This window comes from Pseudomonas sp. CHM02 (genome assembly GCF_000612585.1).
Lineage (GTDB): Bacteria > Pseudomonadota > Gammaproteobacteria > Pseudomonadales > Pseudomonadaceae > Aquipseudomonas.
The window spans coordinates 21,461-44,489 of record NZ_JFCA01000054.1; the positions used below are offsets into that span (position 1 = coordinate 21,461).

15 protein-coding genes and 1 pseudogene are annotated in these 23,029 nt (G+C 61.8%); 8 read left to right on the forward strand and 8 right to left on the reverse strand.

Annotation, left to right across the window (positions count from 1 at the left end; translation table 11 throughout):
• Positions 1-63 precede the first annotated feature (63 nt).
• The gene (locus tag BM70_RS0125910) at positions 64-834 is read left to right on the forward strand and encodes a ParA family protein (RefSeq protein ID WP_025858727.1); all 771 of its coding nucleotides are present in this window, start codon (positions 64-66) and stop codon (positions 832-834) included.
• Between the two features lie 94 nt (positions 835-928).
• Here the strand turns inward: BM70_RS0125910 and trxC are convergent, their stop codons facing one another.
• The 6 genes and pseudogenes from trxC to BM70_RS34035 form a co-directional block, all read right to left on the reverse strand.
• Positions 929-1,363 (reverse strand): thioredoxin TrxC, encoded by a 435-nt coding sequence (gene trxC / locus BM70_RS0125915; RefSeq protein ID WP_025858728.1) that lies wholly within the window; start codon positions 1,361-1,363, stop codon positions 929-931.
• A 205-nt stretch (positions 1,364-1,568) separates the two neighbouring features.
• Positions 1,569-3,032, reverse strand: a complete 1,464-nt coding sequence (selO, locus tag BM70_RS0125920) for a protein adenylyltransferase SelO (protein WP_025858729.1) — start codon at positions 3,030-3,032, stop codon at positions 1,569-1,571.
• A gap of 48 nt (positions 3,033-3,080) precedes the next feature.
• Positions 3,081-6,419: a mechanosensitive channel MscK gene (gene mscK, locus BM70_RS0125925; protein ID WP_025858730.1), complete on the reverse strand. Its 3,339-nt coding sequence runs from the start codon at positions 6,417-6,419 to the stop codon at positions 3,081-3,083.
• Between the two features lie 50 nt (positions 6,420-6,469).
• Positions 6,470-8,212, reverse strand: a complete 1,743-nt coding sequence (locus BM70_RS0125930; protein ID WP_025858731.1) for a potassium/proton antiporter — start codon at positions 8,210-8,212, stop codon at positions 6,470-6,472.
• 227 nt (positions 8,213-8,439) lie between these two features.
• On the reverse strand, positions 8,440-9,312 hold the full coding sequence (locus BM70_RS34030; protein WP_370694346.1) for a methyl-accepting chemotaxis protein: 873 nt from the start codon (positions 9,310-9,312) through the stop codon (positions 8,440-8,442).
• A gap of 30 nt (positions 9,313-9,342) precedes the next feature.
• Positions 9,343-10,065, reverse strand: a pseudogene (locus BM70_RS34035) (MCP four helix bundle domain-containing protein); the annotation flags it as partial.
• A gap of 278 nt (positions 10,066-10,343) precedes the next feature.
• Here BM70_RS34035 and BM70_RS0125940 point away from each other — a divergent pair.
• A complete protein-coding gene (locus BM70_RS0125940; protein ID WP_003187970.1) occupies positions 10,344-10,574 on the forward strand; it encodes a hypothetical protein in 231 nt (76 codons plus the stop codon).
• Positions 10,571-10,864 (forward strand): cell division protein ZapA, encoded by a 294-nt coding sequence (locus BM70_RS0125945; protein WP_016977202.1) that lies wholly within the window; start codon positions 10,571-10,573, stop codon positions 10,862-10,864. The genes BM70_RS0125940 and BM70_RS0125945 overlap by 4 nt, the downstream gene beginning before the upstream one ends.
• Positions 10,865-10,871: 7 nt before the next feature.
• Here the strand turns inward: BM70_RS0125945 and BM70_RS0125950 are convergent, their stop codons facing one another.
• On the reverse strand, positions 10,872-12,674 hold the full coding sequence (locus BM70_RS0125950) for an acyl-CoA dehydrogenase (RefSeq protein WP_025858733.1): 1,803 nt from the start codon (positions 12,672-12,674) through the stop codon (positions 10,872-10,874).
• Between the two features lie 227 nt (positions 12,675-12,901).
• A complete protein-coding gene (gene putA / locus BM70_RS0125955; RefSeq protein ID WP_025858734.1) occupies positions 12,902-16,855 on the reverse strand; it encodes a trifunctional transcriptional regulator/proline dehydrogenase/L-glutamate gamma-semialdehyde dehydrogenase in 3,954 nt (1,317 codons plus the stop codon).
• A gap of 81 nt (positions 16,856-16,936) precedes the next feature.
• On the opposite strand from putA, the gene BM70_RS33405 reads away from it, so the two are divergent.
• The 5 genes from BM70_RS33405 (at position 16,937) to BM70_RS0125975 (ending at position 22,617) form a co-directional block, all read left to right on the forward strand.
• Positions 16,937-17,326 carry a hypothetical protein gene (locus BM70_RS33405; protein WP_177326586.1) on the forward strand — a complete coding sequence of 130 codons (390 nt, stop codon included), beginning with the start codon at positions 16,937-16,939 and terminating at the stop codon, positions 17,324-17,326.
• Positions 17,316-18,800: a sodium/proline symporter PutP gene (gene putP, locus BM70_RS0125960; protein ID WP_025858735.1), complete on the forward strand. Its 1,485-nt coding sequence runs from the start codon at positions 17,316-17,318 to the stop codon at positions 18,798-18,800. Before BM70_RS33405 ends, putP begins: the two co-directional genes overlap by 11 nt.
• A 204-nt stretch (positions 18,801-19,004) precedes the next feature.
• Positions 19,005-20,978, forward strand: coding sequence for a type VI secretion system tip protein VgrG (locus BM70_RS0125965; protein WP_025858736.1), 1,974 nt, complete (start codon positions 19,005-19,007; stop codon positions 20,976-20,978).
• Between the two features lie 21 nt (positions 20,979-20,999).
• On the forward strand, positions 21,000-21,683 hold the full coding sequence (locus tag BM70_RS0125970; protein WP_025858737.1) for a DUF4123 domain-containing protein: 684 nt from the start codon (positions 21,000-21,002) through the stop codon (positions 21,681-21,683).
• Positions 21,684-21,780: 97 nt separating this feature from the next.
• Complete coding sequence (locus BM70_RS0125975; RefSeq protein ID WP_025858738.1) at positions 21,781-22,617, forward strand: 23S rRNA (adenine(2030)-N(6))-methyltransferase RlmJ; 837 nt, start codon at positions 21,781-21,783, stop codon at positions 22,615-22,617.
• Positions 22,618-23,029: the final 412 nt, after the last annotated feature.

The window sequence follows — 23,029 nt, forward strand, 5'->3', positions numbered from 1 at the left end:
GGTAGCTAACAGGCGCTTTTGCCCTCTACACTCGGACATTCATTGATACACGGAGGTTTTTCCATGCGGCGCGTGGTGTTCAATCAGAAAGGCGGCGTGGGCAAGTCCAGCATCGCCTGCAACCTGGCGGCAGTCAGCGCCAGCGAAGGCTATCGAACCCTGTTGGTGGACCTCGATGCGCAAGCCAACTCAACCCAATACCTCACCGGGTTGACCGGCGACGATATACCGATGGGCATTGCCGAGTTCTTCAAGCAGACCCTGTCTTCCGGGCCGTTCTCGAAGAAAAACCGGGTGGATATCTACGAAACGCCCTTCGACAACCTGCACGTGATCACCGCCACCGCGGAATTGGCGGACTTGCAGCCCAAGCTCGAGGCCAAGCACAAGATCAACAAGCTGCGAAAGCTGCTGGATGAGCTGAGTGAGGATTACGACCGGATTTACCTGGATACGCCGCCGGCGTTGAATTTCTACGCGGTTTCGGCGCTGATTGCCGCTGATCGCGTGCTGATTCCTTTCGATTGCGACAGCTTCTCGCGCCAGGCGTTGTATGGCCTGCTGGCTGAGATCGAAGAATTGAAGGAAGACCACAACGAAGGCCTTGAGGTGGAAGGCATCGTGGTCAACCAGTTCCAGGCCCGGGCGAGCCTGCCACAGCAGATGCTCGATGAGTTGATTGCCGAGGGCCTGCCGGTATTACCGGTGTACCTGGCCAGCTCGGTGCGCATGCGCGAGTCGCACCAGGAGAGCAAGCCACTGATCCACCTGGACCCACGGCACAAGCTGACGCAGCAGTTTGTGGACTTGCATAACCTGCTGGAAAACGCCTGACCTACATCATTTCACTGTATGTAGGAGCCGGCTTGCCGGCGATGGTGCCCTCAAGAACGCCATCGCCGGCAAGCCGGCTCCTACAGGTCGGGTGTCAAATGCCCTGGCTGCGGAGCCACGCCATCAACTGCGGCAACGGAAACGCCCCACTCTGGCGAGCCACTTCGCGGCCGTTCTTGAACAGAATCAAACTGGGAATCGAACGAATCCCCAACTGTGCCGACAACTGCTGATTGGCCTCGCTGTCCAGCTTGGCCAACCGGCACTTGCCCTCCAACTGTCCGGCCGCCTGCTCAAACACCGGCGCGAATGATTTACACGGCCCACACCAGTCGGCCCACACATCCACCAGCAACGGCAGGTCGCCTTTGATCTGGCTGGCGTAGTCGCCTTGCTTCAGCTCAAACGGCGTGTTCAACAAAACCGGCTGCTTGCAGCGCCCGCATTTGGGCGCATCACCCAGGCGTTCGCCGGGGATGCGGTTGAGGCCGTTGCAGTGGGGGCAGGGGATTACGAGAGGTTCGGACATGGTGGGCTCCTGGAATGACCAATAGGTTCTATGTGGAGCTAGGGCGGATAGTTATCAAGGTTGTGGTGAGCGGGCTTGTCCCGCGCTGGGTGGCGAAGCCGGCCCAACAAGGACGCCGCGGTGTTTCAGAAAGACCGAGTTGCCTGGATTTAGGTCGGCTTCGCCCCCCAGCGCGGGACAAGCCCGCTCACTACAAACGTAGCGCCTACGACGAACAACTAATCTCCAGATGCTTCCCCCAATCCGGCGGCCGCTGTGCGTATTGCTCCATCCCCGCTTGCTCCTCAAACGGTTTGGAAAGCACCTCATGCAACCGCCGCACCTCGCTGTAATCCCCGGATTCGGCGGCAACGATGGCGTTCTGCGCCAGGTAGTTGCGCAGGATATACAGCGGGTTCACCGCATGCATCCGCGCACGGCGCTGTTCCTCGCTGTAGTCACCATCCCGTGCAACACGCGCCTTGTACTGCTCGGCCCAGGCATCAAACCCGGCCAGGTCGACGAAGTCATCCCGCAGCCGCGTCACCGCCAGCGCCGCCGACTCATCCCCCAGGCGGCGGAAGAACAGGGTGTAATCCACGCCGCTGTTCTGCATCAGCTTCAATAGCCGCTCCACCAGCTTCTGGTCATCGTCTTCGGCGGTGGTCAGCCCGAGGCGGCGGCGCATCAGGTCCAGGTAATTGGCCTGGTACAGCGGCAAGTACAGGCCGAGTGCTTCCTTCAAGGCATCGACGCTGATGAACGGCGTCAACGCCTGCGCCAGGGCGCTGAGGTTCCACTGGCCGATTGGCACCTGATTACTGAAGGAGTAACGCCCTTCATGGTCCGAGTGGTTGCAGATGAAGTGCGCGTCAAAGTCATCCAGGAACGCGAACGGTCCGAAGTCGAAGGTGATGCCCAGGATCGACATATTGTCGGTGTTCATCACGCCGTGGCAGAAGCCATAAGCCTGCCACTTGGCGATCAGTTCGGCATTGCGCTCGACGATTTCGCGGAACATCGCCAGGTAGGGTTCCGGCTGTTCGCGGCACTCGGGGTAGTGCAGGTTCAGCACGTGCTCGGCCAGCTCGGCCTGCTGCTCGGGTTTCTTGGTGTAGTAGAAGTACTCGAAATGGCCGAAGCGGATATGGCTGTGCGCCATGCGCAACACCATCGCGCCACGTTCCTGCTTCTCACGCCACACCGGGGTGTCGGAGCCGATCACGCACAAGGCACGGCTGCTCGGAATGCCCAGCGCGTGCAACGCTTCGGAGGCCAGAAACTCGCGGATTGAGGAGCGCAGCACGGCCCGCCCATCGCCCATGCGTGAGTAAGGCGTCATCCCGGCGCCCTTGAGGTGCAGGTCCCAATGCTCGCCCGCTTCGTTGTACACCTCGCCCAGCAACAAGCCACGGCCGTCACCCAGTTGCGGGGTGTAGCCGCCGAACTGATGCCCGGAATAGACCATCGCCCGGGGTTCCGCCTCGGCCCACAGCTTGTGGCCGCCGAACAGCTCGGCGAACACCGGTGTTTCGGCAACGGCAGGGTCAAGGTCGAGCAGGGCCATGGCGGCCGTGCTCGCCACGACCAGGCGCGGTGCGTCGAGGGGCTCAGGCAATACGTGGGTCGAGAACGCGTCGCCCAGGCGTGCGAAGCGGTTGTCGAAGGTCAGTTCGTCGAGGGCTTTCACCGGCCATCTCCAGCAGAATGTCCGAGCATTCTGCTGGGGATAGCGCGGTTAGTCGAGTTTGCTCGGCGGCGGTTCCTGCACACCGCCGTCGTTGGCGGGCTTGGCCGGGGTGTCGACCTCCACCAATTTGTATTCCTGGCCGTGAAGGTTCTTGAGGTAGACCTCCATCTGGCGGAACGAGATGTTGATGTGCTCTTTCTTGAACTCGCGATTGATAAAGCGGTTCACTTCGTCGATTACCGGGTTGCGGTCGCCGAGGTCGCGCACGTGCATGCGCAACTCATGGTCGAGGGTGCTTTCGCCGAAGTTGAGGAAGTACACATGCGGCTCTGGCTCCTTGAGCACACGTGGGTTGTCGCGGGCGGCCTTGAGCAGCAATTCCTTCACGCGGTCCAGGTCGGAGCCGTAGTCCACACCCAGCTTCAGCGTGACGCGGGTGATGGTGTCGGTCAGCGACCAGTTGATCAGTTGCCCGGTGATGAAGGTCTTGTTCGGGACAATGATGTCCTTGCGATCAAAGTCGGTGATCGTGGTGGCGCGGATGCGGATCTTGCTCACTGTACCCGACAGGTTGCCGATGGTGATGGTGTCACCGATGCGCACTGGACGCTCGAACAGGATCATGATGCCGGAGATGAAGTTGGCGAAGATCTCCTGCATGCCGAAGCCCAGGCCCACCGACAGCGCCGCCACCAGCCATTGCAACTTGTCCCAGCTCACGCCCAGCGTGGACAGGGTCGACACGAAGCCGACACCGGCAATGATGTAGGACAGCAACGTAGTGGTGGCATAGGCGCTGCCTTGTGCCAGGTCCAGCTTGGACAGCACCAGCACTTCGAGCAAGCCCGGCAGGTTGCGCGCCAGCGCGAAGGTAATGCCGATGATGATCAGCGCGCCGAGCAAGTCGCCGATGCTGATGGGCACCATGCTGATATTGGCGCCGGTGCCGCTGGTGTATTCGTACAGCGTGACGTTGTCCAGGTAGGAAAACACCGAGATCAGGTCCGACCACACCCAGTACAGTGCGGCGATAAAGCCGCCAAGCAGAGCCAGGCGAATCAGGCGCATGGACTGTTCGTTGACCTGTTCGATGTCCAGGGTCGGTTCTTCGATCACCGCTTCACCGTCGCCGGCTTCCTTGGCGGCCTGGCGTTTGGCCAGGGCGCGCGCATAGGCCAGGCGCCGGGCGGCAACGCCCAGGCCGCGAACGAAGGTGGCTTCGATCACCAGCCAGAACATCAGCAGGTACAGGGTATTGATCAACCGGTCGCTGAGCTTGAGCGCGGTGTAGTAGTAGCCGAAGCACACGGCGATAAACAACGCAATGGGCAGCGCGGTGAACAGCAGGCCCACGGCCTTGCGGAACAGCGAGGCTTTTTCATGGGTGGGGCTGTGCAACAGCAAGCGGCCCAGCAGCCAGGCCATCAGCGCGTAGCAGGTCAGTACCACGCCGATGCCCAGCACGTCGTCGGCGAGTGCTGCCGGTTGGTGCTCGGCAATCGCTACCACGGCCACCAGCGCGAGCACCACCAGCCCGAGCTTGCGCACCCAGCCTTGCAGGAATTCGACCTGGGGCTTTTCCCAACGGAAGTGCAGTTCGGCCACGCCGCCCGGCGCCAGGATGCGGTAGGCGGTGTAGAACACCAGCCACGCCTGGGCGATCTGCAAGAGCGCAGCGCCCAGGTTGGCGTTTTGCCCACGGGCGTCGATTTGCAGCGCGTAGCCGCACAGTGCCAGGCCCAGGGATACCGGCATCGCCAGCAGGATATTGATCAGGATGGCCTGCGGCGTGTGCCACTGGCTGTCGCGCTTGAAGTGGCCGATGTCCAGGTGGACCTTGTTCAGGCGCTGGTACAGGTTCTTGCGGCGCCACAGCAGTGCACCGATCAACAGCAGCAGTGGCAGGAACAGCAGTGGGCGCTGGGTCAGGCCGTCATACAGTTCGCTGACGCTGGAGGCCCAGGGCAGGGTGGCGACTTGCTTGCTCAGGTGCGCCGGCACCGTTTCCAGCCACTCGGTATCCAGCGGTTTGTTGCTGGGGATCCAGAACATCTGCTCGTCCAGCGTCGCCCGCAGGGTCGTGGCGGTGCTGAGCAGTTGTTTCTGGTTCAGTTGCAGGGTGATGGATTCGTTGAGCAGCGCGCTCAGCTCGCGGCTCAGGCGTTCCAGCAGGTCGCTGCGGGTGATCGCCAGTTCCAGCAGGGTGCGGCGCAGTTGCGGGGTGACATCTTCCGGCGACTGGTTCGCCAGCAAGTTATCCACATAAGTGCTTGGCGAACTGATCAGCTCGCGCTGCTGGTTGACCTCGAACTGGTACAGGCGAATGTTGGCGATATCGTCCGCCAGGTCGCGGTCCACTGTCAGGCGCGGCAGGGCCTGCTTCTGTTTGTAGAGAATCTTGGACAGCAGCAGGCTGCCTTTGAGCACGTTGATTTGCTCGTCCAGGGCCGAATCGCTCTGGGTCACGGTGTCGAGCTGCTGCTTGGTCTGCAGGTTTTTCTGGGTCAGGTCGTTGAGGCGGTCGGTACTTTTGAGCAGGTAGTCGGACAGCTTCAGGTTCGCCGCGCTTTCCGTGGCCAGCAGGCTGCTGCCGCCGGCCTTTTGCGCTTCGATGGACTGTTGGGTCACGGTCTGCTGGGACTGGGCCAGGCGCTTCTGATTGATCAGGGTCTGCAGGTCCTGGATCTCTTGTTCCAGGCGCGCGGTTTTTTCCATCACCAGGTCGTGCTGGCTGTTGCCCAGGTCTTGCAGTTGGCTGTTGCCGGCCAGTTCCTGGCGGCGCAGGGGGATCAGCGCGTTGAGGGCCGCGAGCTCGGCGTTGAGCTGGTTGCGCTGGTCGCCGCTGAGGGTTTTACCGTTGTCCTTGCCGGCCTTGAGGATCGAATTGATCTGCAGGATGCGCGTCTGGCTGCTGCTGATTTCGGTCTGGGCGCGCTCGGGGCGGGTCTGGGCGGCGATGGACAGGCTGTTGGCGTCGGCCAGTTCTTTTTGCAGGTCACCTTGCTGGGTGGTGCGCTGCACCAGCAACTGCTCAAGCTGCGGCACCGGCAGGGTGGCGTAGCGCTGGGCGACCGGGATGATTTTGGTGGCCTTGAGCCGGGTCAGCTCGCGCTGGTTGTCGCCGGTCTGGCGCGGCGCGTCTTCCAACTGGCGCTTGAGGTCGACCAGGCGCTGCTCGTAATCCTGCTTGTTGCCCAGGTACGTCAGGGTCTGTTGCAGGATGGTCTGCAGCGCCTTCATGTCGGCGTCGGGCAGCTTGCGGTCGGGCAGCTTGTCCAGGGTTTGCTGGATGGCGTCGGCGCTGGGCGGGTCGGCCGCGTGAACGGTGCCGACACAAAGGGTCAGGCCCAGCAGGGCAGTGGCGAGGAACGTGCGCAGGGTAGGCATAGAGACCGGTCTTGCAAGGTGAAGAATCGGGGGCGTCGTCGCCCCGCAGTTTAGAGGAAGAGTCCGGGACCCGGGCGACTTCCTTCGGGGAATCTGACGCCCACTTTGCCGATCTTGTTCCCGTCCATGACCGCGACGGTCCAGATGGTGTTGTTCCACTCCACCTGGTCGCCGACGATGGGGGCGCCGCCGACTTTCTGAGTGATGAAGCTGCTCAGTGGCATGTCCGGGTCGATGCCCTCCAGCTTCAGGCCGTACAGGGCGGAAACCGCACCCAGCTGGGCGTCGCCTTCCAGCACGAAGTCGCCGAAGAAGCGCAGGTCGAGGCCGCGTTGCGGCGCCTGGCTGAACAGTTTGCCCAGCGCCGGCAGGTTGTGTTCATGGCCGATCACGCAGAGCAAATCGCCGACTTCCAGCACCGTACTACCCGACGGATGGAGCAGTTGCTGGCCACGGAACAGCGCGGCAATCCGCGTACCTTCGGGCATTTTCAGCTCGCGCAGGGCGGCACCGATGCACCATTTTTCCGCGCCCAGGCGGTAGACGAACAGCTCCCACTCGCTGGTGACGTGGACTTCCAGGGCCGCACGGGAAATCGGCGCCGGGTCCGGTGGTACGGTGACCTTGAGCAGCTTGGCCACCCACGGCAGGCTCGTGCCCTGCACCAGCAGCGACACCAGCACGATAAAGAACGCCAGGTTGAAGTACAGCTGCGCATGGGGCAGTCCGGCCATCAGCGGGAACACCGCCAGGATGATCGGCACCGCGCCCCGCAGGCCGACCCAGGCGATAAAGGCTTTTTCGCGGCCGTGGAATGCCTTGAACGGCAGCAGGCCGACCATTACCGACAACGGCCGCGCAAACAGGATCATCCACAGCGCCAGGCCCAGGGCCGGCAGGGCGATGGGCAGCAAGTCATGGGGCGTGACCAGCAGGCCCAGCACCAGGAACATGCCGATCTGTGCCAGCCAGGCCATGCCGTCGAGCATATGCAAAATGCCATGACGGCTGCGCACCGGGCGGTTGCCGATCACCAGGCCGCACAGGTACACGGCGAGGAAGCCGCTGCCGTGCAGGGCGTTGGTCAGGGCAAACACGAACAGACCGCCGGCGATCACCAGGATCGGGTACAGGCCGGTGGCCAGGTTGATGCGGTTGACCATCTGCAGCATCAACCAGCCGCCGCCCAGGCCAACCACGCCGCCGATGCCGAATTCGCGCACCAGGTGCGTCAGCAGGCTCCAGTGCAGGCCGGTCTGGCCGCTGGCGAGCATGTCGATCAAGGTGACGGTGAGGAACACCGCCATCGGGTCGTTGCTGCCGGATTCGATTTCCAGGCTGGCGGTGACCCGTTCGTTCAGGCCCTTGCCGCCGAGCAGCGAGAATACTGCCGCGGCGTCCGTCGAGCCGACGATGGCGCCGATCAACAGGCCCTGGACGATGTTGAGGTCAAACAGCCAGGCCGCCGCCATGCCGGTGAGGCCGGTGGTAATCAACACCCCCACCGTGGCCAGCGACAACGCCGGCCAGAGTGCCACGCGGAAACTCGCCACCCGGGTGCGCAAGCCACCATCGAGCAGGATCACGGCCAGGGCGAGGTTGCCCACCAGGTAGGCGGTCGGGTAGTTGTCGAAGATGATGCCACCGCCGTCGACGCCGGCGACCATGCCCACGGCCAGGATGATCACCAGGATCGGGATGCCCAGGCGGGACGAAAGAGAACTCACCAGAATGCTCGCACTCACCAGCAACGCGCCGATCAAGAACAGGCTGTTGATGGTCGTCGCATTCAAAGGCAGTACTCCATGAGCAAACAAGACGGGGCGCAAACTGACCATGCAGTCTGCGTGCCAGCGATTCTAACCTGTTGAATTGCTGCGCTGTCAAAAAGCTTTTGTGGGGGACGCCCTGTGTTGGGGAAATCCTGTAGGAGCCGGCTTGCCGGCGATTCAGGCGGCGCGGTGTGTCAGGTATGCAGCCATCGCCGGCAAGCCGGCTCCTACCGGGTGGGGCGTGTCAGTTAGAGGCGGAAGCGGCCCACCATCCCATTCAAGTCCACCGCCAGGCGCGACAGCTCGCTGCTCGCCGCACTGGTCTGGCTGGCGCCCGTGGCCGATTGCACCGACAGGTCGCGAATGTTCACCAGGTTGCGGTCAACTTCCCGTGCCACTTGGGCCTGCTCTTCCGCCGCGCTGGCGATCACCAGGTTGCGTTCGTTGATCTCGACGATCGCGGTGTTGATGGTATCCAACGACATCCCGGCACCTTTGGCGATGTTCAGCGTCGATTCGGCGCGTTCCGTACTGTTACGCATCGAATCCACTGCATGCTCGGTGCCGGCCTGGATGCTGCCGATCATCCGCTCGATCTCGCTGGTCGACTGCTGGGTACGATGGGCCAGGGCCCGCACTTCATCGGCCACCACCGCAAAGCCGCGGCCGGCCTCACCGGCGCGCGCCGCTTCGATGGCGGCGTTCAGGGCCAGCAGGTTGGTCTGGTCGGCCAGGCCGCGGATCACGTCGAGCACCTTGCCGATATCACGCGATTCATTGGCCAGGTCGCCGATCAGGGTGGCGGTGGCTTGCACGTCGCCGCTCATGCGTTCGATGGCGCTGACGGTTTCCTGCACCAGATCCCGGCCATCACCGGCGGAAGTGGTGGCGTTGCGCGAAGCTTCGGAGGTGCTGACCGCATTGCGCGCGACTTCTTCGACGGCGCTGGTCATCTCGTTCACCGCGGTGGCGGCTTGTTCGATTTCGTTGTTTTGCTGGGTCAGGCCGCGGGCGCTTTCGTCAGTCACGGCGTTCAGTTCCTCCGCCGCCGACGCCAACTGGGTCGCCGAGCCGGCGATACGTTGCAGGGTGTCGCGCAGTTTGTCCTGCATCTTGGCCATGGCCGCCAGCAGGCGTCCGGCTTCGTCGTTGCCGTCGACCTTGATCGGGCGGGTCAGGTTGCCCTCGGCCACTTCTTCGGCGGCTTCCAGCGCCTGGGCGATGGGCAGGGTGATGCTGCGGGTCAGCAGCCAGGCGAACAGCATGGTCAGCGCCGTGGCGATCACCAGCAGGCCCACCACCAGGTCAAAGGCCAGGTTGTACTGGTCTTCGGCTTGCTGGTTGGTGGCCAGGGCCATCTTGTTGTTGATGTCCAGCAGGCGGTTGAGTACCGCGTTGACCTGATCGGAGTTGCTCAGCAGCTCGGTGTTGAGCAGGGTGCGCAGCGCTTCGATCTGGTTGTCGCGCGAGAGGCTCTTCATGCGCTCTTCGATCTGATGGTACTGGCCGAGCAGGCGCACGTAGTCGTCGTAGGCCGCACGCTCTTCGCTGCTGTCGATCAGCTTTTCGTAAATGCCCTGGGCGGTGCGGATCTGCTGGTTGCGCAGTTCAAAGGCTTCCAGGGTTTTTTGCTGGACCTCCGGTTCACGGTTGGTCAGCAGGCGGTACGACAGCACCCGCAGACGCAGGGTCAGTTGGGTGAATTCATCGAGGGCGCGAATGCTCGGCACACTGGACAAGGTGATGTCTTCGGTGGCACCACGGATCTTGCTCATTTGGTTCAGGGCGAACACGCCGAGAAACAGCATCAACGCGCCAATCAACGCAAAGCCGAGGAAGGCCCTCGGAGCGATATTCATATTACGAAGCGACATGCGGGAATCCTGGGGGAGAGCGCGATCCGTGCGGCCATGAGACGGGGTGTCCCTCTCTATCGGACGTACGACTAAAGTCTAAAGGGGGCTGTGCGTTTTTGTCGCATCTGACGAGGGGGGTTGGCCGATTCAGGAACCAGATCGGGTAAATGCAGTCACTAAGGCTCGACAGTGCGGCCCGGCCCTTGAATATCGGGCTGCGCGCCAGGGATAACCCTGGCATCCGAGGTGATTTTTCTTTATCGTCACCGCCCTTTGAAAAAGCCCGAGAAATCAAAATGTTAGAAGCATCCCTCAGCCAACTGGAACAACTGGTCAGCGACTTGGTACAGCAGAATCAGGAACTGCTGGGCAGCAACGAATCCCTCAAGGCCGAACTGGCGCGTGCCAAGGATGAGAACGACAGCCTGCAACTGAACCTGATGGAGCAGGAAGAGAAGCACGGCGCCACCGCCGCCCGTATCCAGGCGCTGGTTGAGCGTGTGAGCGCAGGGCCTGTCAGCGCATGAGTGAAGGGATAAAGGTCGTTTCGATTCTCGGAGAGGATTACTCGATCAAGGCACCGGCCGGGGAAGAAAAAACCCTGATGCACGCCGTGACCCTGCTCAAGGCGTCCCTTGCCACCACCAAGAAAAAGTACCCGACCCTGATCGGTGACAAATTACTGGTGCTGGCGGCGCTGAACCTGTGCGCCGAGCAGATCGAAATGCAACAGGCTCACCAGCAGGAACTCGACCGTTACCAAGAGCAAGTCAGCGCCACGGTCGATGTGATTTCCAAGGCGATCGGAACGCCTTGATCAGGGCTTAGAACCACTCATCCTGCATACCGAGGCACGTATCATCGCGTGCCTCCAGGATCGCCAGTTCATGATGGCAGCTCGGTACTTCCCAGGTCAGGAAGTACCGGGCCGCCTGGAGCTTGCCATTGTAAAAGGCCACATCGGCCGCATTGCCCTTGGCCAGCCCTTCTTCGGCGCGAATCGCCTGTTCCAGCCAGCGCCAGCCAATCACCGTATGCCCGAACACCTTCAAGTACAGCGCCGAGTTCGCCAGGCTGCTGTTGACCTTGCCTTGGGCGAGATCCGTCAGCAGGCCGATCGTCACGCTTTGCAGGCGGTTGACCAACTGTTCCAACGGTTCCCTTAACGCAGTGAGGCTGGGGTATTGCTGCGCACGGGCACCGGTTTCGGCGATCAGTCTTATGAGTTGCTTCAAGCCCGCGCCGCCATTCTGTGCGAGCTTGCGCCCGAGCAGATCCAGGGACTGAATGCCGTGGGTGCCTTCATGGATCGGGTTCAGGCGGTTATCGCGGTAGTACTGTTCCACCGGGTATTCACGGGTGTAACCGTGGCCGCCGAGGATCTGGATCGCCAGTTCGTTGGCCTTGAGGCAGAACTCCGACGGCCAGGACTTGACGATGGGCGTCAGCAAGTCCAGCAGTTCGTGGGCGTGCTTGCGCTCGGCTTCGGTTTCCAGGGTGGTGGTGTCGTCGAACAGGCGTGCGGCGTAGAGACCGAGGTCGAAGGCGCCCTCCACGTAGGCTTTTTGCGTCAGCAGCATGCGCTTGATGTCGGCGTGCTGGATGATCGAGACCGGCGCGGTCGTAGGGTCCTTGCCATCGGGCAGGCGGCCTTGCGGACGTTCGCGGGCGTACTCCAGGGAGTAGAGGTAGCCGGCGTAGCCGAGCATCACCGCGCCCATGCCGACGCCGATGCGTGCTTCGTTCATCATCTGGAACATGCAGCTCAAGCCTTGGTGCGGCTTGCCCACCAGATAGCCGACACAGTTGCCGTTATCGCCGAAATTCAGTGCCGTGGACGTGGTGCCGCGCCAGCCCATCTTGTGGAACAGCCCCGCCAGCAGCACGTCGTTGCGCTCGCCCAGGCTGCCGTCGTCGTTGACCAGGAACTTGGGCACGATAAACAGCGAAATGCCCTTCACTCCGGGCGGCGCATCCGGCAGCTTGGCCAACACCATGTGCACGATGTTTTCCGACAGTGGGTGATCGCCGCCGGAAATGAAGATCTTGTTGCCCTTGAGCCGATATGTGCCGTCAGCCGCAGGCTCGGCGCGGGTACGAATATCCGACAGCGATGAGCCGGCGTGGGGTTCGGTGAGGGCCATGGTGCCGAAGAAACGGCCATCGATCATCGGCTGCAGGAAGCGTTGTTTCTGATCGTCGGTACCGAAGCTTTCGATCAGGTTGGCGGCGCCCATGGTCAGGAACGGGTAGGACGTGGACGCGGCGTTGGCCGACTGGAAGTGCGCGAAACAGGCCTGCGACAGCAGGGTGGGCAATTGCATGCCGCCAGCCTCGAAACTGCGTGCCGCGTTGAGGAAGCCGGCTTCGAGGAACGCATCCACCGCCGGTTTCACTTCCGGAATCAGGATGGCCTTGCCGTCTTCATAGCGCGGTTCGTTTTCGTCGTTCTTGCGGTTGTGGGGTGCGAAGTATTTTTCTGCAATGCTGCGGGCGGTGCTGATGGCCGCGTCGAAGGTTTCGCGATTGTGCTCGGCAAACCGCTCGCGCTGGGTCAGGCCCTCGGCATCGAGGACTTCGTACAGCTCGAAAGCCAGATTGCGGGAACTGAGCAGCGTCTCGGACATGGCGGCTTACCTTTGGAGGAATTGGCCTGAGTCTAAGTGCGCGAATAGAGGCTGGATAGCAAGATTGATCTGGGTGATGGAGGGGCAAAACGCGGATGGGAGGCAGGGAGCAGTAAATGTGGGAGTTGGCTTGCCTGCGATGAGGCAGTGCCAGTCGACATCTCTGTCGCTGGCCCACCGCTATCGCAGGCAAGCCAGCTCCCACAGGGTTTACCGCGTTTCTACAATTAGCCGATGGTCATCAGGCTGGCGTTACCACCTGCCGCCGCGGTGTTGACGCTCAACGCACGCTCGATCACCAAACGCTCCAGTGCAATAGCCGTCTCGCCTTGGGACAAGCCGTGCACCCCGACAATCGCACCACCACGCTGCGCCACTTGCTGGCACACCGCACGCAATTGATCGGAATCACCGTGGTGCAGGACGGCGTCGAATACCACCTCGTCCTTGGTCCAGTCGGCCACGCGCTTGATCTTCGCCTGAATGTCCTTCGGCAGGCGTGGGAACAAGGCCTTGGTCAGGTCAGTTTCCGGCCATACCGCCGAGCCGCCGACGGCCAGTACTGCCGCCAGTTGAGTCAGCAGATCGCCTTCTACGTCCGCCAGGCACAGCACGTGCTCGCGGGGCAAGATGGCGTAGCTGTTGCGCTCGCCGGTCGGGCCGGCCAGTTGGCGGGTGATACCGCTTTGCGATTGCGCGGCGAACTGGCTGCACAGGGCACTCAGGTCACTGAACTGATTGCTGTCGGCCCAGGCTTTCAGGGCTGTCAGCGGTTGGCTCATGGCATCGCGCAGGCGCACGTCCGGTGCCGCCAACGCGTCGCCACGTACGAAGGATTGCTCGATGGCATCCGTAGGACGAGTCGACAGCAGGCGGTACAGGTACAGCGGGCCACCGGCTTTCGGGCCAGTGCCCGACAGGCCTTCGCCGCCGAACGGTTGTACGCCAACCACGGCACCGACGATGTTGCGGTTCACATAGACGTTACCGGCGTTGACGTTGTCGATCACCTTGGCGATCGTCTCGTCGATGCGGGTGTGCACGCCCAGGGTCAGGCCGTAGCCGGAGGCGTTGATCTGGCCGATGAGCTGGTCGATCTCTTTGCGCTTGTAGCGCACCACGTGCAGTACCGGGCCGAAGATTTCGCGTTGCAGTTCGTCGAAGCTTTCCAGCTCGATCAGGGTTGGCATCACGAAGGTGCCGCGCTTGATCTCTTCACCGTCGGCAATCGCCACCTGATACACGTTGCGGCCTTTGTCGCGCATGGCCTGGATGTGTTTCTCGATGCCGGCCTTGGCTTCGGCGTCGATCACCGGGCCGATGTCGACGGACAGGCGCTCAGGGTTGCCCAGACGGCATTCCGCCATGGCGCCCTTGAGCATTTCGATGACACGGTCTGCCGAATCTTCCTGCAGGCACAGTACACGCAGGGCCGAGCAGCGTTGGCCGGCACTGTCGAAGGCCGAGGACACTACGTCGATGACCACTTGTTCGGTGAGTGCCGAGGAGTCGACGATCATCGCGTTCTGGCCACCGGTTTCGGCGATCAGCGGGATCGGACGGCCCTGGGCATCCAGGCGGCCGGCGACATTGCGTTGCAGCAGGCGCGCCACTTCGGTGGAGCCGGTGAACATCACGCCCTTGACGCGATCATCACCCACCAGGCGGGCACCGACGGTTTCGCCCCGGCCCGGCAGCAGTTGCAGCACGCCTTCGGGAATGCCAGCTTCGAGCAGGATGCGCACGGCTTGGGCGGCGACCAGTGGAGTCTGTTCGGCCGGCTTGGCCAATACTGGGTTGCCGGCGGCCAGTGCGGCAGCCACTTGACCGCTGAAAATCGCCAGCGGGAAGTTCCATGGGCTGATGCAGACGACCGGGCCCAGTGGGCGGTGGGCGTCATTGGTGAAATCGTTGCGTGCCTGCACCGCGTAGTAGCGCAAGAAATCCACGGCTTCGCGCACTTCGGCGATGGCGTTGGCGAAGGTCTTGCCGGCTTCGCGAGCCAGCAGGCCCATCAGCGGCTGGATCTCGCCTTCCATCAGGTCGGCGGCACGTTCCAGGATCGCAGCACGCTCGGCGGGCGGAGTGGCCTGCCAGATCGGGCCGGCGCTGATGGCGCACTGGATGGCGTTGTCGACGTCTTCGACGGTGGCTTCCTGCACGTGACCGACCACATCACGCAGGTCGGACGGGTTCAGTACCGGTGTTGCGGGTTGCTCGCTGGTGGCGCAACCGAGCATCGGCGCAGCTTTCCAGTTGTTGTGAGCGGTGGCCAGCAGGGCGCAGGACAGCGAGGCCAGGCGGTGTTCGTTGGCCAGGTCGATACCGGCCGAGTTGGCGCGGTCGCTGCCATACAGGTCGCGTGGCAATGGGATGCGCGGGTGCGGCAGGCCGAAGCCGCCTTCCAGCGTGGCCATTTGCTCGATGCTGGCCACTGGATCGGCCACCAGCTCCTGGATCGAGATGGACTGGTCGGCGATGCGGTTGACGAACGAGGTGTTGGCGCCGTTTTCCAACAGGCGACGAACCAGGTAGGCCAGCAGTGTTTCGTGGGTACCGACCGGTGCGTACACGCGGCACGGACGGTTCAGCTTGCCATCGGCAACCTTGCCCACAACCTGCTCGTACAGCGGTTCACCCATGCCGTGCAGGCATTGGAACTCGTACTGGCCGGGGTAATAGTTCTGACCGGCGATATGGTAGATGGCCGACAGGGTGTGGGCGTTGTGCGTGGCGAACTGCGGGTAGATGACTTCCGGCACCGACAGCAGTTTGCGTGCGCAGGCAATGTAGGAAACGTCGGTGTAAACCTTGCGGGTGTACACCGGGTAGCCTTCCAGGCCTTCGACCTGGGCGCGCTTGATCTCGCTGTCCCAGTACGCGCCTTTGACCAGGCGGATCATCAGGCGGTGGCGGCTGCGGCGCGCCAGGTCGATGACGTAGTCGATCACATACGGGCAACGCTTCTGGTAGGCCTGGATCACGAAACCGATGCCGTTCCAGCCAGTCAGTTGTGGCTCGAAGCACAGGCGTTCGAGCAGGTCCAGGGACAGTTCCAGGCGATCGGCTTCTTCGGCGTCGATGTTCAGGCCGATGTCGTATTGCTTGGCCAGCAGGGTCAGGGACAACAGGCGCGGGTACAACTCGTCCATCACACGCTCGTACTGCGCGCGGCTGTAGCGCGGGTGCAGCGCCGACAGCTTGATGGAAATGCCGGGGCCTTCATAAATCCCACGACCGTGGGAGGCTTTGCCGATGGAGTGAATGGCTTGTTCGTACGAGGCCAGGTACTTCTGCGCATCGTGTTCAGTCAGCGCGGCTTCACCCAGCATGTCGTACGAGTAGCGGAACCCCTTGGCTTCGAACTTGCTCGCGTTGGCCAGGGCTTCGGCGATGGTTTCGCCGGTGACGAACTGCTCGCCCATCAGGCGCATGGCCATGTCGACGCCCTTGCGGATCATCGGCTCGCCGCTCTTGCCGATGATGCGGCTCAAGGACGAGGTCAGGCCGGCTTCGTTGTGGGTGGCGACCAGTTTGCCGGTCAGCAGCAGGCCCCAGGTCGCGGCGTTGACGAACAGCGACGGGCTGTTGCCCAGGTGCGGCTGCCAGTTGCCGGTGCTGATCTTGTCGCGGATCAGCGCGTCGCGGGTGCCTTTGTCCGGGATGCGCAGCAACGCTTCGGCCAGGCACATCAGGGCCACGCCTTCCTGGGACGACAGGGAAAACTCTTGCAGCAGGCCCTGAACAATCCCGGCACGGCCGCCAGCGCTTTTCTGATTGCGCAGTTTTTCGGCAATCGAGGCCGCCAGCTTGTTGGTGGCTTCGGCCATCGGCGCCGGCAGGCGGGCCTGCTCGATCAGCATCGGTACCACTTCCGGCTCCGGGCGGCGGTAAGCGGCGGTGATCGAGGCGCGCAATACGGATTGCGGCAGGATGCTCTCGGCGAATTCGAGGAAGCATTGGTGGGCGTGATCGGTCTGGACTTCGCCAGCGTCGTCAGCGTCCTTAGTGCTCAAACCATTGAGTTCGGTCAGGGTTGCACCACCCTCCAGTTTCTCCAGGTAATTGAAAATCGCCTGCTTGATCAGCCAGTGCGGCGTGCGATCAATGGAGGTCGCGGCAGCCTTGAGGCGCTCGCGGGTCGGGTCGTCAAGTTTGACCCCAAGGGTGGTCGTAGCCATTTTCTTATCCTCATGGGTGCCACTACCGAGTGGCATCAGCTGGCGGCAAGATTAGCTTTGCGCTTGCTGGGGTGCAACCGGGTGCAACCCATTTTCTTCATGAATTTTTCGATCGTGATCGGGAAAAAATCCGGCCCTCGACCGAATCCGCGCTGCCTTGGTGCGTTTGCTTCTGAGATCGGCTGTTCTTGCTCCGAAAAGGAGCAAAAACGAGGCGTTTTCCGCAAAAATCACCCAGGTGCAACTTATTCTCAAGAAACTGGTTGCACCTTATTTGCTTTGTTGAATAGCATTCGCGCCCAAGGTGCAACCGTCTCGACGGGTCGGTTCATCGGCTGGCGGCTTTCCTGGGGAAACGTCAGTCATAAATGCGCGGCACGCAGCTACGTCTACCTACTTCCAGTGGGTGGCCGTCTGACAGACCGCCGCTACATAAAAACAAAGCCAGGGCGTCACTCATATGAGCGTTAGTAATCCAACCCTGATCACATTCGTGATCTACATCGCAGCAATGGTGCTGATCGGCTTCATGGCCTATCGCTCCACCAACAACCTTTCCGATTACATCCTGGGCGGTCGAAGCCTCGGTAGCGTGGTGACTGCCTTGTCGGCCGGCGCTTCCGATATGAGCGGCTGGTTGTTGATGGGCCTGCCGGGCGCGATCTACATGTCTGGTCTGTCGGAAAGCTGGATCGCCATTGGCCTGATCGTCGGTGCCTACCTCAACTGGCTGTTCGTCGCCGGTCGCCTGCGGGTACAGACCGAGCACAACGGTGACGCCCTGACCCTGCCGGATTACTTCTCCAGCCGTTTCGAAGATAAAAGCGGCCTGCTGCGGATCATCTCCGCCGTCGTGATCCTGGTGTTCTTCACCATCTACTGCGCGTCCGGCATCGTCGCTGGCGCACGTCTGTTCGAAAGCACCTTCGGCATGTCCTACGAGACCGCCCTGTGGGCCGGCGCTGCAGCGACTATTGCCTACACCTTCGTGGGTGGTTTCCTGGCGGTGAGCTGGACCGACACCGTACAAGCCACGCTGATGATCTTCGCGCTGATCCTCACGCCGATCATCGTGCTGCTGGCCACCGGTGGTGTCGACACCACCTTCCTGGCGATCGAAGCCAAGAACCCTGACAACTTCAACATGCTGAAAAACACCACCTTCATCGGCATCATCTCGCTGATGGGCTGGGGCCTGGGTTACTTCGGCCAACCGCATATCCTCGCGCGCTTCATGGCGGCGGACTCGGTGAAATCGATTGCCAAGGCGCGTCGCATTTCCATGACCTGGATGATCCTGTGCCTGGGCGGCACCGTGGCGGTGGGCTTCTTCGGTATCGCTTACTTCTCGGCACACCCTGAAGTAGCCGGTCCGGTGACCGAGAACCACGAGCGTGTGTTCATCGAACTGGCCAAGCTGCTGTTCAACCCATGGATTGCTGGCGTGCTGCTGTCGGCCATTCTGGCTGCGGTGATGAGCACCCTGAGCTGCCAATTGCTGGTGTGCTCCAGTGCCCTGACCGAAGACTTCTACAAGACCTTCCTGCGCAAGACCGCCTCCCAGGTGGAACTGGTATGGGTCGGCCGTGCCATGGTGCTGCTGGTGGCCCTGGTCGCCATCGCCCTGGCCGCCAACCCGAACAACCGTGTACTGGGCCTGGTGAGCTACGCCTGGGCAGGTTTCGGCGCCGCGTTCGGTCCTGTGGTGCTGATCTCGGTGATCTGGAAGAACATGACGCGCAATGGCGCACTGGCCGGTATCCTGGTCGGCGCGATCACCGTGATCGTGTGGAAGCACTTCGAATTGCTGGGCCTGTACGAAATCATCCCAGGCTTCATCTTCGCCAGCCTGGCGATCTACTTCGTGAGCAAGATGGGCGCACCGACTGCCGGTATGGTCGAGCGTTTTGATGCCGCGGAAAAAGACTACAACCTCAACAAGTAATTCGCCGGACGTTAAGCGTCTGATGAGTTAAAAGAAAGGCCCGCGTCCTACGGATAGCGGGCCTTTTTTTGCGTGTGTTTTACGCCGCTCCGAAGAGGATTCTGACGTGTCTGTGTAGGGTTTTACTGATTTATCCTGGCCGTGCTCAGCAGGGTGGAACAGTGATGCAAAATCGGCCCCCCACCCCTCGCAGAGAAACACCGGATGTTCGCTCCTGCCAATCAAAGTGCCTTCACCCTGACCCTCGATGGGGAGCCCAGTGATTTCAAGGTCCATGGGTTCAGGGGGGACGAGTTTATCAGCCTGCCTTTTCGCTTTGATCTTGAGTTGGTCAGCGAGCAATGCGATCTGGACCTTGAGAGCCTGCTACACCGCCAGGCGTACCTGGGGTTCGACGCTCATGGTCATGGTATTCATGGCCAGGTATATCGAGTGGCGCAAGGTGATTCGGGCAGGCGCCTTACCCGTTATCAGATCACCCTCGTACCGCAGTTGGCCTATCTGGAGCACAGCACGCATCAGCGGATCTTCCAGAAAAAAGCCGTGCCCGAGATCATTGCGCAGGTATTGGAGGCCCAGGCTATCCAGAGTGATGCTTTTGCGTTCCAACTGAGCGGCAAGTATCCCGAGCGTGAGTACTGTGTTCAGTTCGGCGAAACCGATCTGGCGTTTATTCAGCGCCTGTGTGTCGAGTCGGGCATTCACTATCACTTCCAGCACAGCCCCGAACGCCACCTGCTGGTGTTTGGCGACGATCAAAGCGTGTTTGCACGGCCTGATCAAAGCACACCGTATTCCCCCGGTTCAGGAATGGTTGCCGACGCGCCGGCGATCAAGCGCTTTATCCTGCGGCTAAAGACCCGTACCACTGGTGTGAACCTTCGGAACTACGATTTCAATAAACCGAACCTGACCCTGGAAAGCGCAGCAGCCAGTGGGCAGCGCCCCGCTCTGGACGAACAATACTACCCAGGGCGCTTTACGGATCGTGCGCACGGCAAGTACCTGGCGCAACGCCTGTTGGAGCGTCACCGCAGCGATTACCGTCAGGCCAGTGGCTATAGCGACCAGCCGGCGTTGGTCACCGGGCAGTTCCTGAAGATGACCGGGCATCCTCGTCAGGCGTGGAATGATTTATGGCTGGTCACCCAGTTGCACCATGCAGGGCATCAGTCTCAGGTGCTCGAGGAGTCCGCTCCTGAAGGGTATGGCGATGAGTCGCCTCAAGGTTACAGCAATGAATTTGTCGTAACGCCTTGGGACGTGCCGTTTCGAACACCCTTGATCATGTCGCGGCCGCAAATATCGGGCTATCAGAACGCAGTGGTGACCGGGCCCGCCGACAGTGAAATCCATTGCGACGAATACGGTCGGGTCAAGGTGCAGCTGGCTTGGGACCGCGTCGGTGAGCATAACGACCATTCCAGCTGCTGGCTGAGGGTTGCCAGTGGTTGGGCACATGATCGCTATGGTTCGGTGCTGATCCCGCGCGTCGGCATGGAAGTGCTGGTGGGCTTCGTCGATGGCGACATGGACATGCCGCTGGTGATGGGTTGCCTGCCCAACGCAGCAACCCAAGTACCTCTCGACCTGCCAGCGGACAAGACCCGCAGTATCTTGCGCAGCCAGAGCACCCCTGGCGGCGGTGGCTACAACGAGCTGCGCATCGAGGATCGCAAGGGGGCCGAGGAAATCTACCTGCGCGCCCAACGGGATTGGACCCAGCATGTGCTGCATGACCACAGGGTGAAAGTGGGTGGCGAATCGCACCACGAACTGCAAGGCGAAGAACAGCGCATCACCCATGGCAACCGCTTGACCGACCTCAAGCAGGACGACCACCTGGTGGTGAGTGGCTCGCAGCAAGTGCGCGCCGGGCAGACCATCCAGATGGGGGCCGGGCAAAGCATCGTCATTGATGCGGGCGCGACGGTCACGATCCAGGCGGGTGGGCAATCGATCACGCTGTCAGCCGGCGGGATTTTCAGCAGCGTCCCGATCCAGCTTGGTGGCTCGCCTGTGCCGGCGGTGGCGCCGTTGATGCCGGGTCTGAAGGACACGTTGCTGGCCGTCATTCCGGCCCCCCTGAGTCGGGCGCAAGTCGCCAGCCTGAAGCGCAGCGCGCCGTTTTGCGAAGAGTGCGAGCGCTGCAAGAACGGCCAGTGTGGCCTCATCTGATGTTTAAAAGGATTTACGACAATGTTTGAATCTTTGCTTCCTGGTGAACAGATCTTTGCAGTCATGAGCACTGCCAGTGACGCCCAGCCCCTTGACGCTTGGCGGGCGCTCGCCACCGGAGCCCCGCTGCAGCCCATCTGGGCCGGAACGGCCTATGCGACATGGGATGAGGTCATGCCCTATGTGGGCATCGTCGCGCCGGGCAGCCCTTTTATCGATTGGGCCGCGTCCACTGATTCCACGGATTGGGGTTGGCTGGCCATATCGTCCCACTCGCTGGAAACGGTGACTGCACACCTGCAAGGCCTGACCAAGGTGTACCTGCCGGATGACATTGAGGTGTTTTTGCGGTTCTGGGATGGCGCTCAATTGCTGCCGATCCTTCAGCAGTCGGGCGATGAGATACTGCCGGTGTTCCAGCGCTACTTGATCAATGGGCAGTCGCTGGCGGTCGCCACTGGCCCGGTCCCTGCCGCCAAAGCGAGTCCGTGGTGGCGAGTACCTGCGCCGTTACTGCAACACCTGGCCGAGCAATCGCCGCAAACCCTGATCGATAACCTCCTGCAATGGCTCGAAGAACAACGCCCCGACCTCTACACCGCGTTCATGCCGACGACCTTGCAGCACAAGGTCGCTTACTTCGCGCGCCGCCAGGCTCTCAGCCATCAGGGTTTGGCCGACTACCTGGCTTCAGAGCTGAGTTGAAGCCAGCGCGCCGTTTCGGCATAAGCACCGCCCGGCACGCCGCACTGCACCAACGCCCGCGTAAAAGGTAAACTTCGCCCCCTGCGCAGGAGCAACCATGAATTATCGTCACGCCTTTCACGCCGGCAACCATGCCGATGTCTTCAAACACCTGACCTTGACCCGCCTCATCGCCCTGATGTCGCGCAAGGAGCAGCCGTTCGCGTACCTCGATACTCACGCCGGGATCGGTCTGTACGACCTGCAGGGCGACCAGGCCAACCGCACCGGTGAGTACCTGGAAGGCATCGCCCGCCTGTGGGGCGAAAGCGACCTGCCGCCGCTGACCGCCGACTACATGCGCGTGCTGCATGAGATGAACCCGGATGGTGAGTTGCGCTACTACCCCGGTTCGCCGGAGCTGGCGCGACGCCTCACCCGCGCGCAGGACCGTGTGCTGCTCAATGAAAAGCACCCGGAAGACGGCGTGTTGCTCAAGGACAACATGAAAGGTGATCGTCGTGTGAAGGTGCACCTGGGCGAAGGCTGGCATGTGCCGCGAGCCCTGCTGCCGGTGCCGGAAAAACGTGCCTTGATGCTCATCGACCCGCCATTCGAGAAGCTCGACGAGATGCAACGCTGCGCGGCATCCCTCAAAGAGGCGGTGGGACGCATGCGCCAGACCGTCGCGGCGATCTGGTATCCGGTGAAGGATCAACGCATGTTGCGCCGTTTCTATCAGGACCTGGCCGGCACCGGTGCGCCGAAGTTGCTGCGTGTGGAATTGCTGGTGCACCCGCTGGACACCCCCAACACCCTGACTGGCTCGGGCCTGGCGATCGCCAACCCGCCATGGGGTTTGGAAGAGGAACTGCGTGAGCTGCTGCCGTGGCTGTCCAGGAAGCTTGGGCAGACCCAGGGTGGATGGCAGATGGATTGGCTGATCGCTGAATAAACAGCGACGAGCGGGCTGTTGTGGTGAGCGAGCTTGCTCGCGCTGGGCTGCACGGCAGCCCCAAAACCCGTCGCCACGGTCTACTTGAAAAACCGCAGCGGCCTTGTAGGGGCCGCTGCGCGCCCCAGCCCGAGCAAGCTCGCTCACCACAGGGGATTTGTGTCACCACAAGATGGCTTCAGATCGGGCAGGTCACGCCCGTGCCGCCAATCCAGTTCCCAGAACATTTTCAGCAAAGCAGCTGCGTGAGCTGCTGCCGTGGCTGTCCAGGAAGCTTGGGCAGACCCCGGGTGGGTGGCAGATGCATTGGCTGATCGCTGAATAAACAGTGCCGACCGGGCTGTTGTGGTGAGCGAGCTTGCTCGCGCTGGGCTGCACGGCAGCCCCAAAACCCGTCACCACGGTCTATCTG

Coding starts and splice junctions, on each gene's coding strand:
- BM70_RS0125910 (WP_025858727.1), top strand. CDS start 64: ATGCGGCGCGTGGTGTTCAATCAGAAAGGCGGCGTGGGCAAGTCCAGC.
- BM70_RS0125940 (WP_003187970.1), top strand. CDS start 10,344: ATGTTAGAAGCATCCCTCAGCCAACTGGAACAACTGGTCAGCGACTTG.
- BM70_RS0125975 (WP_025858738.1), top strand. CDS start 21,781: ATGAATTATCGTCACGCCTTTCACGCCGGCAACCATGCCGATGTCTTC.
- BM70_RS0125950 (WP_025858733.1), bottom strand. CDS start 12,674: ATGTCCGAGACGCTGCTCAGTTCCCGCAATCTGGCTTTCGAGCTGTAC.
- BM70_RS0125970 (WP_025858737.1), top strand. CDS start 21,000: ATGTTTGAATCTTTGCTTCCTGGTGAACAGATCTTTGCAGTCATGAGC.
- trxC (WP_025858728.1), bottom strand. CDS start 1,363: ATGTCCGAACCTCTCGTAATCCCCTGCCCCCACTGCAACGGCCTCAAC.
- BM70_RS0125945 (WP_016977202.1), top strand. CDS start 10,571: ATGAGTGAAGGGATAAAGGTCGTTTCGATTCTCGGAGAGGATTACTCG.
- mscK (WP_025858730.1), bottom strand. CDS start 6,419: ATGCCTACCCTGCGCACGTTCCTCGCCACTGCCCTGCTGGGCCTGACC.
- putA (WP_025858734.1), bottom strand. CDS start 16,855: ATGGCTACGACCACCCTTGGGGTCAAACTTGACGACCCGACCCGCGAG.
- BM70_RS0125965 (WP_025858736.1), top strand. CDS start 19,005: ATGTTCGCTCCTGCCAATCAAAGTGCCTTCACCCTGACCCTCGATGGG.
- BM70_RS34030 (WP_370694346.1), bottom strand. CDS start 9,312: ATGGCCAAGATGCAGGACAAACTGCGCGACACCCTGCAACGTATCGCC.
- putP (WP_025858735.1), top strand. CDS start 17,316: ATGAGCGTTAGTAATCCAACCCTGATCACATTCGTGATCTACATCGCA.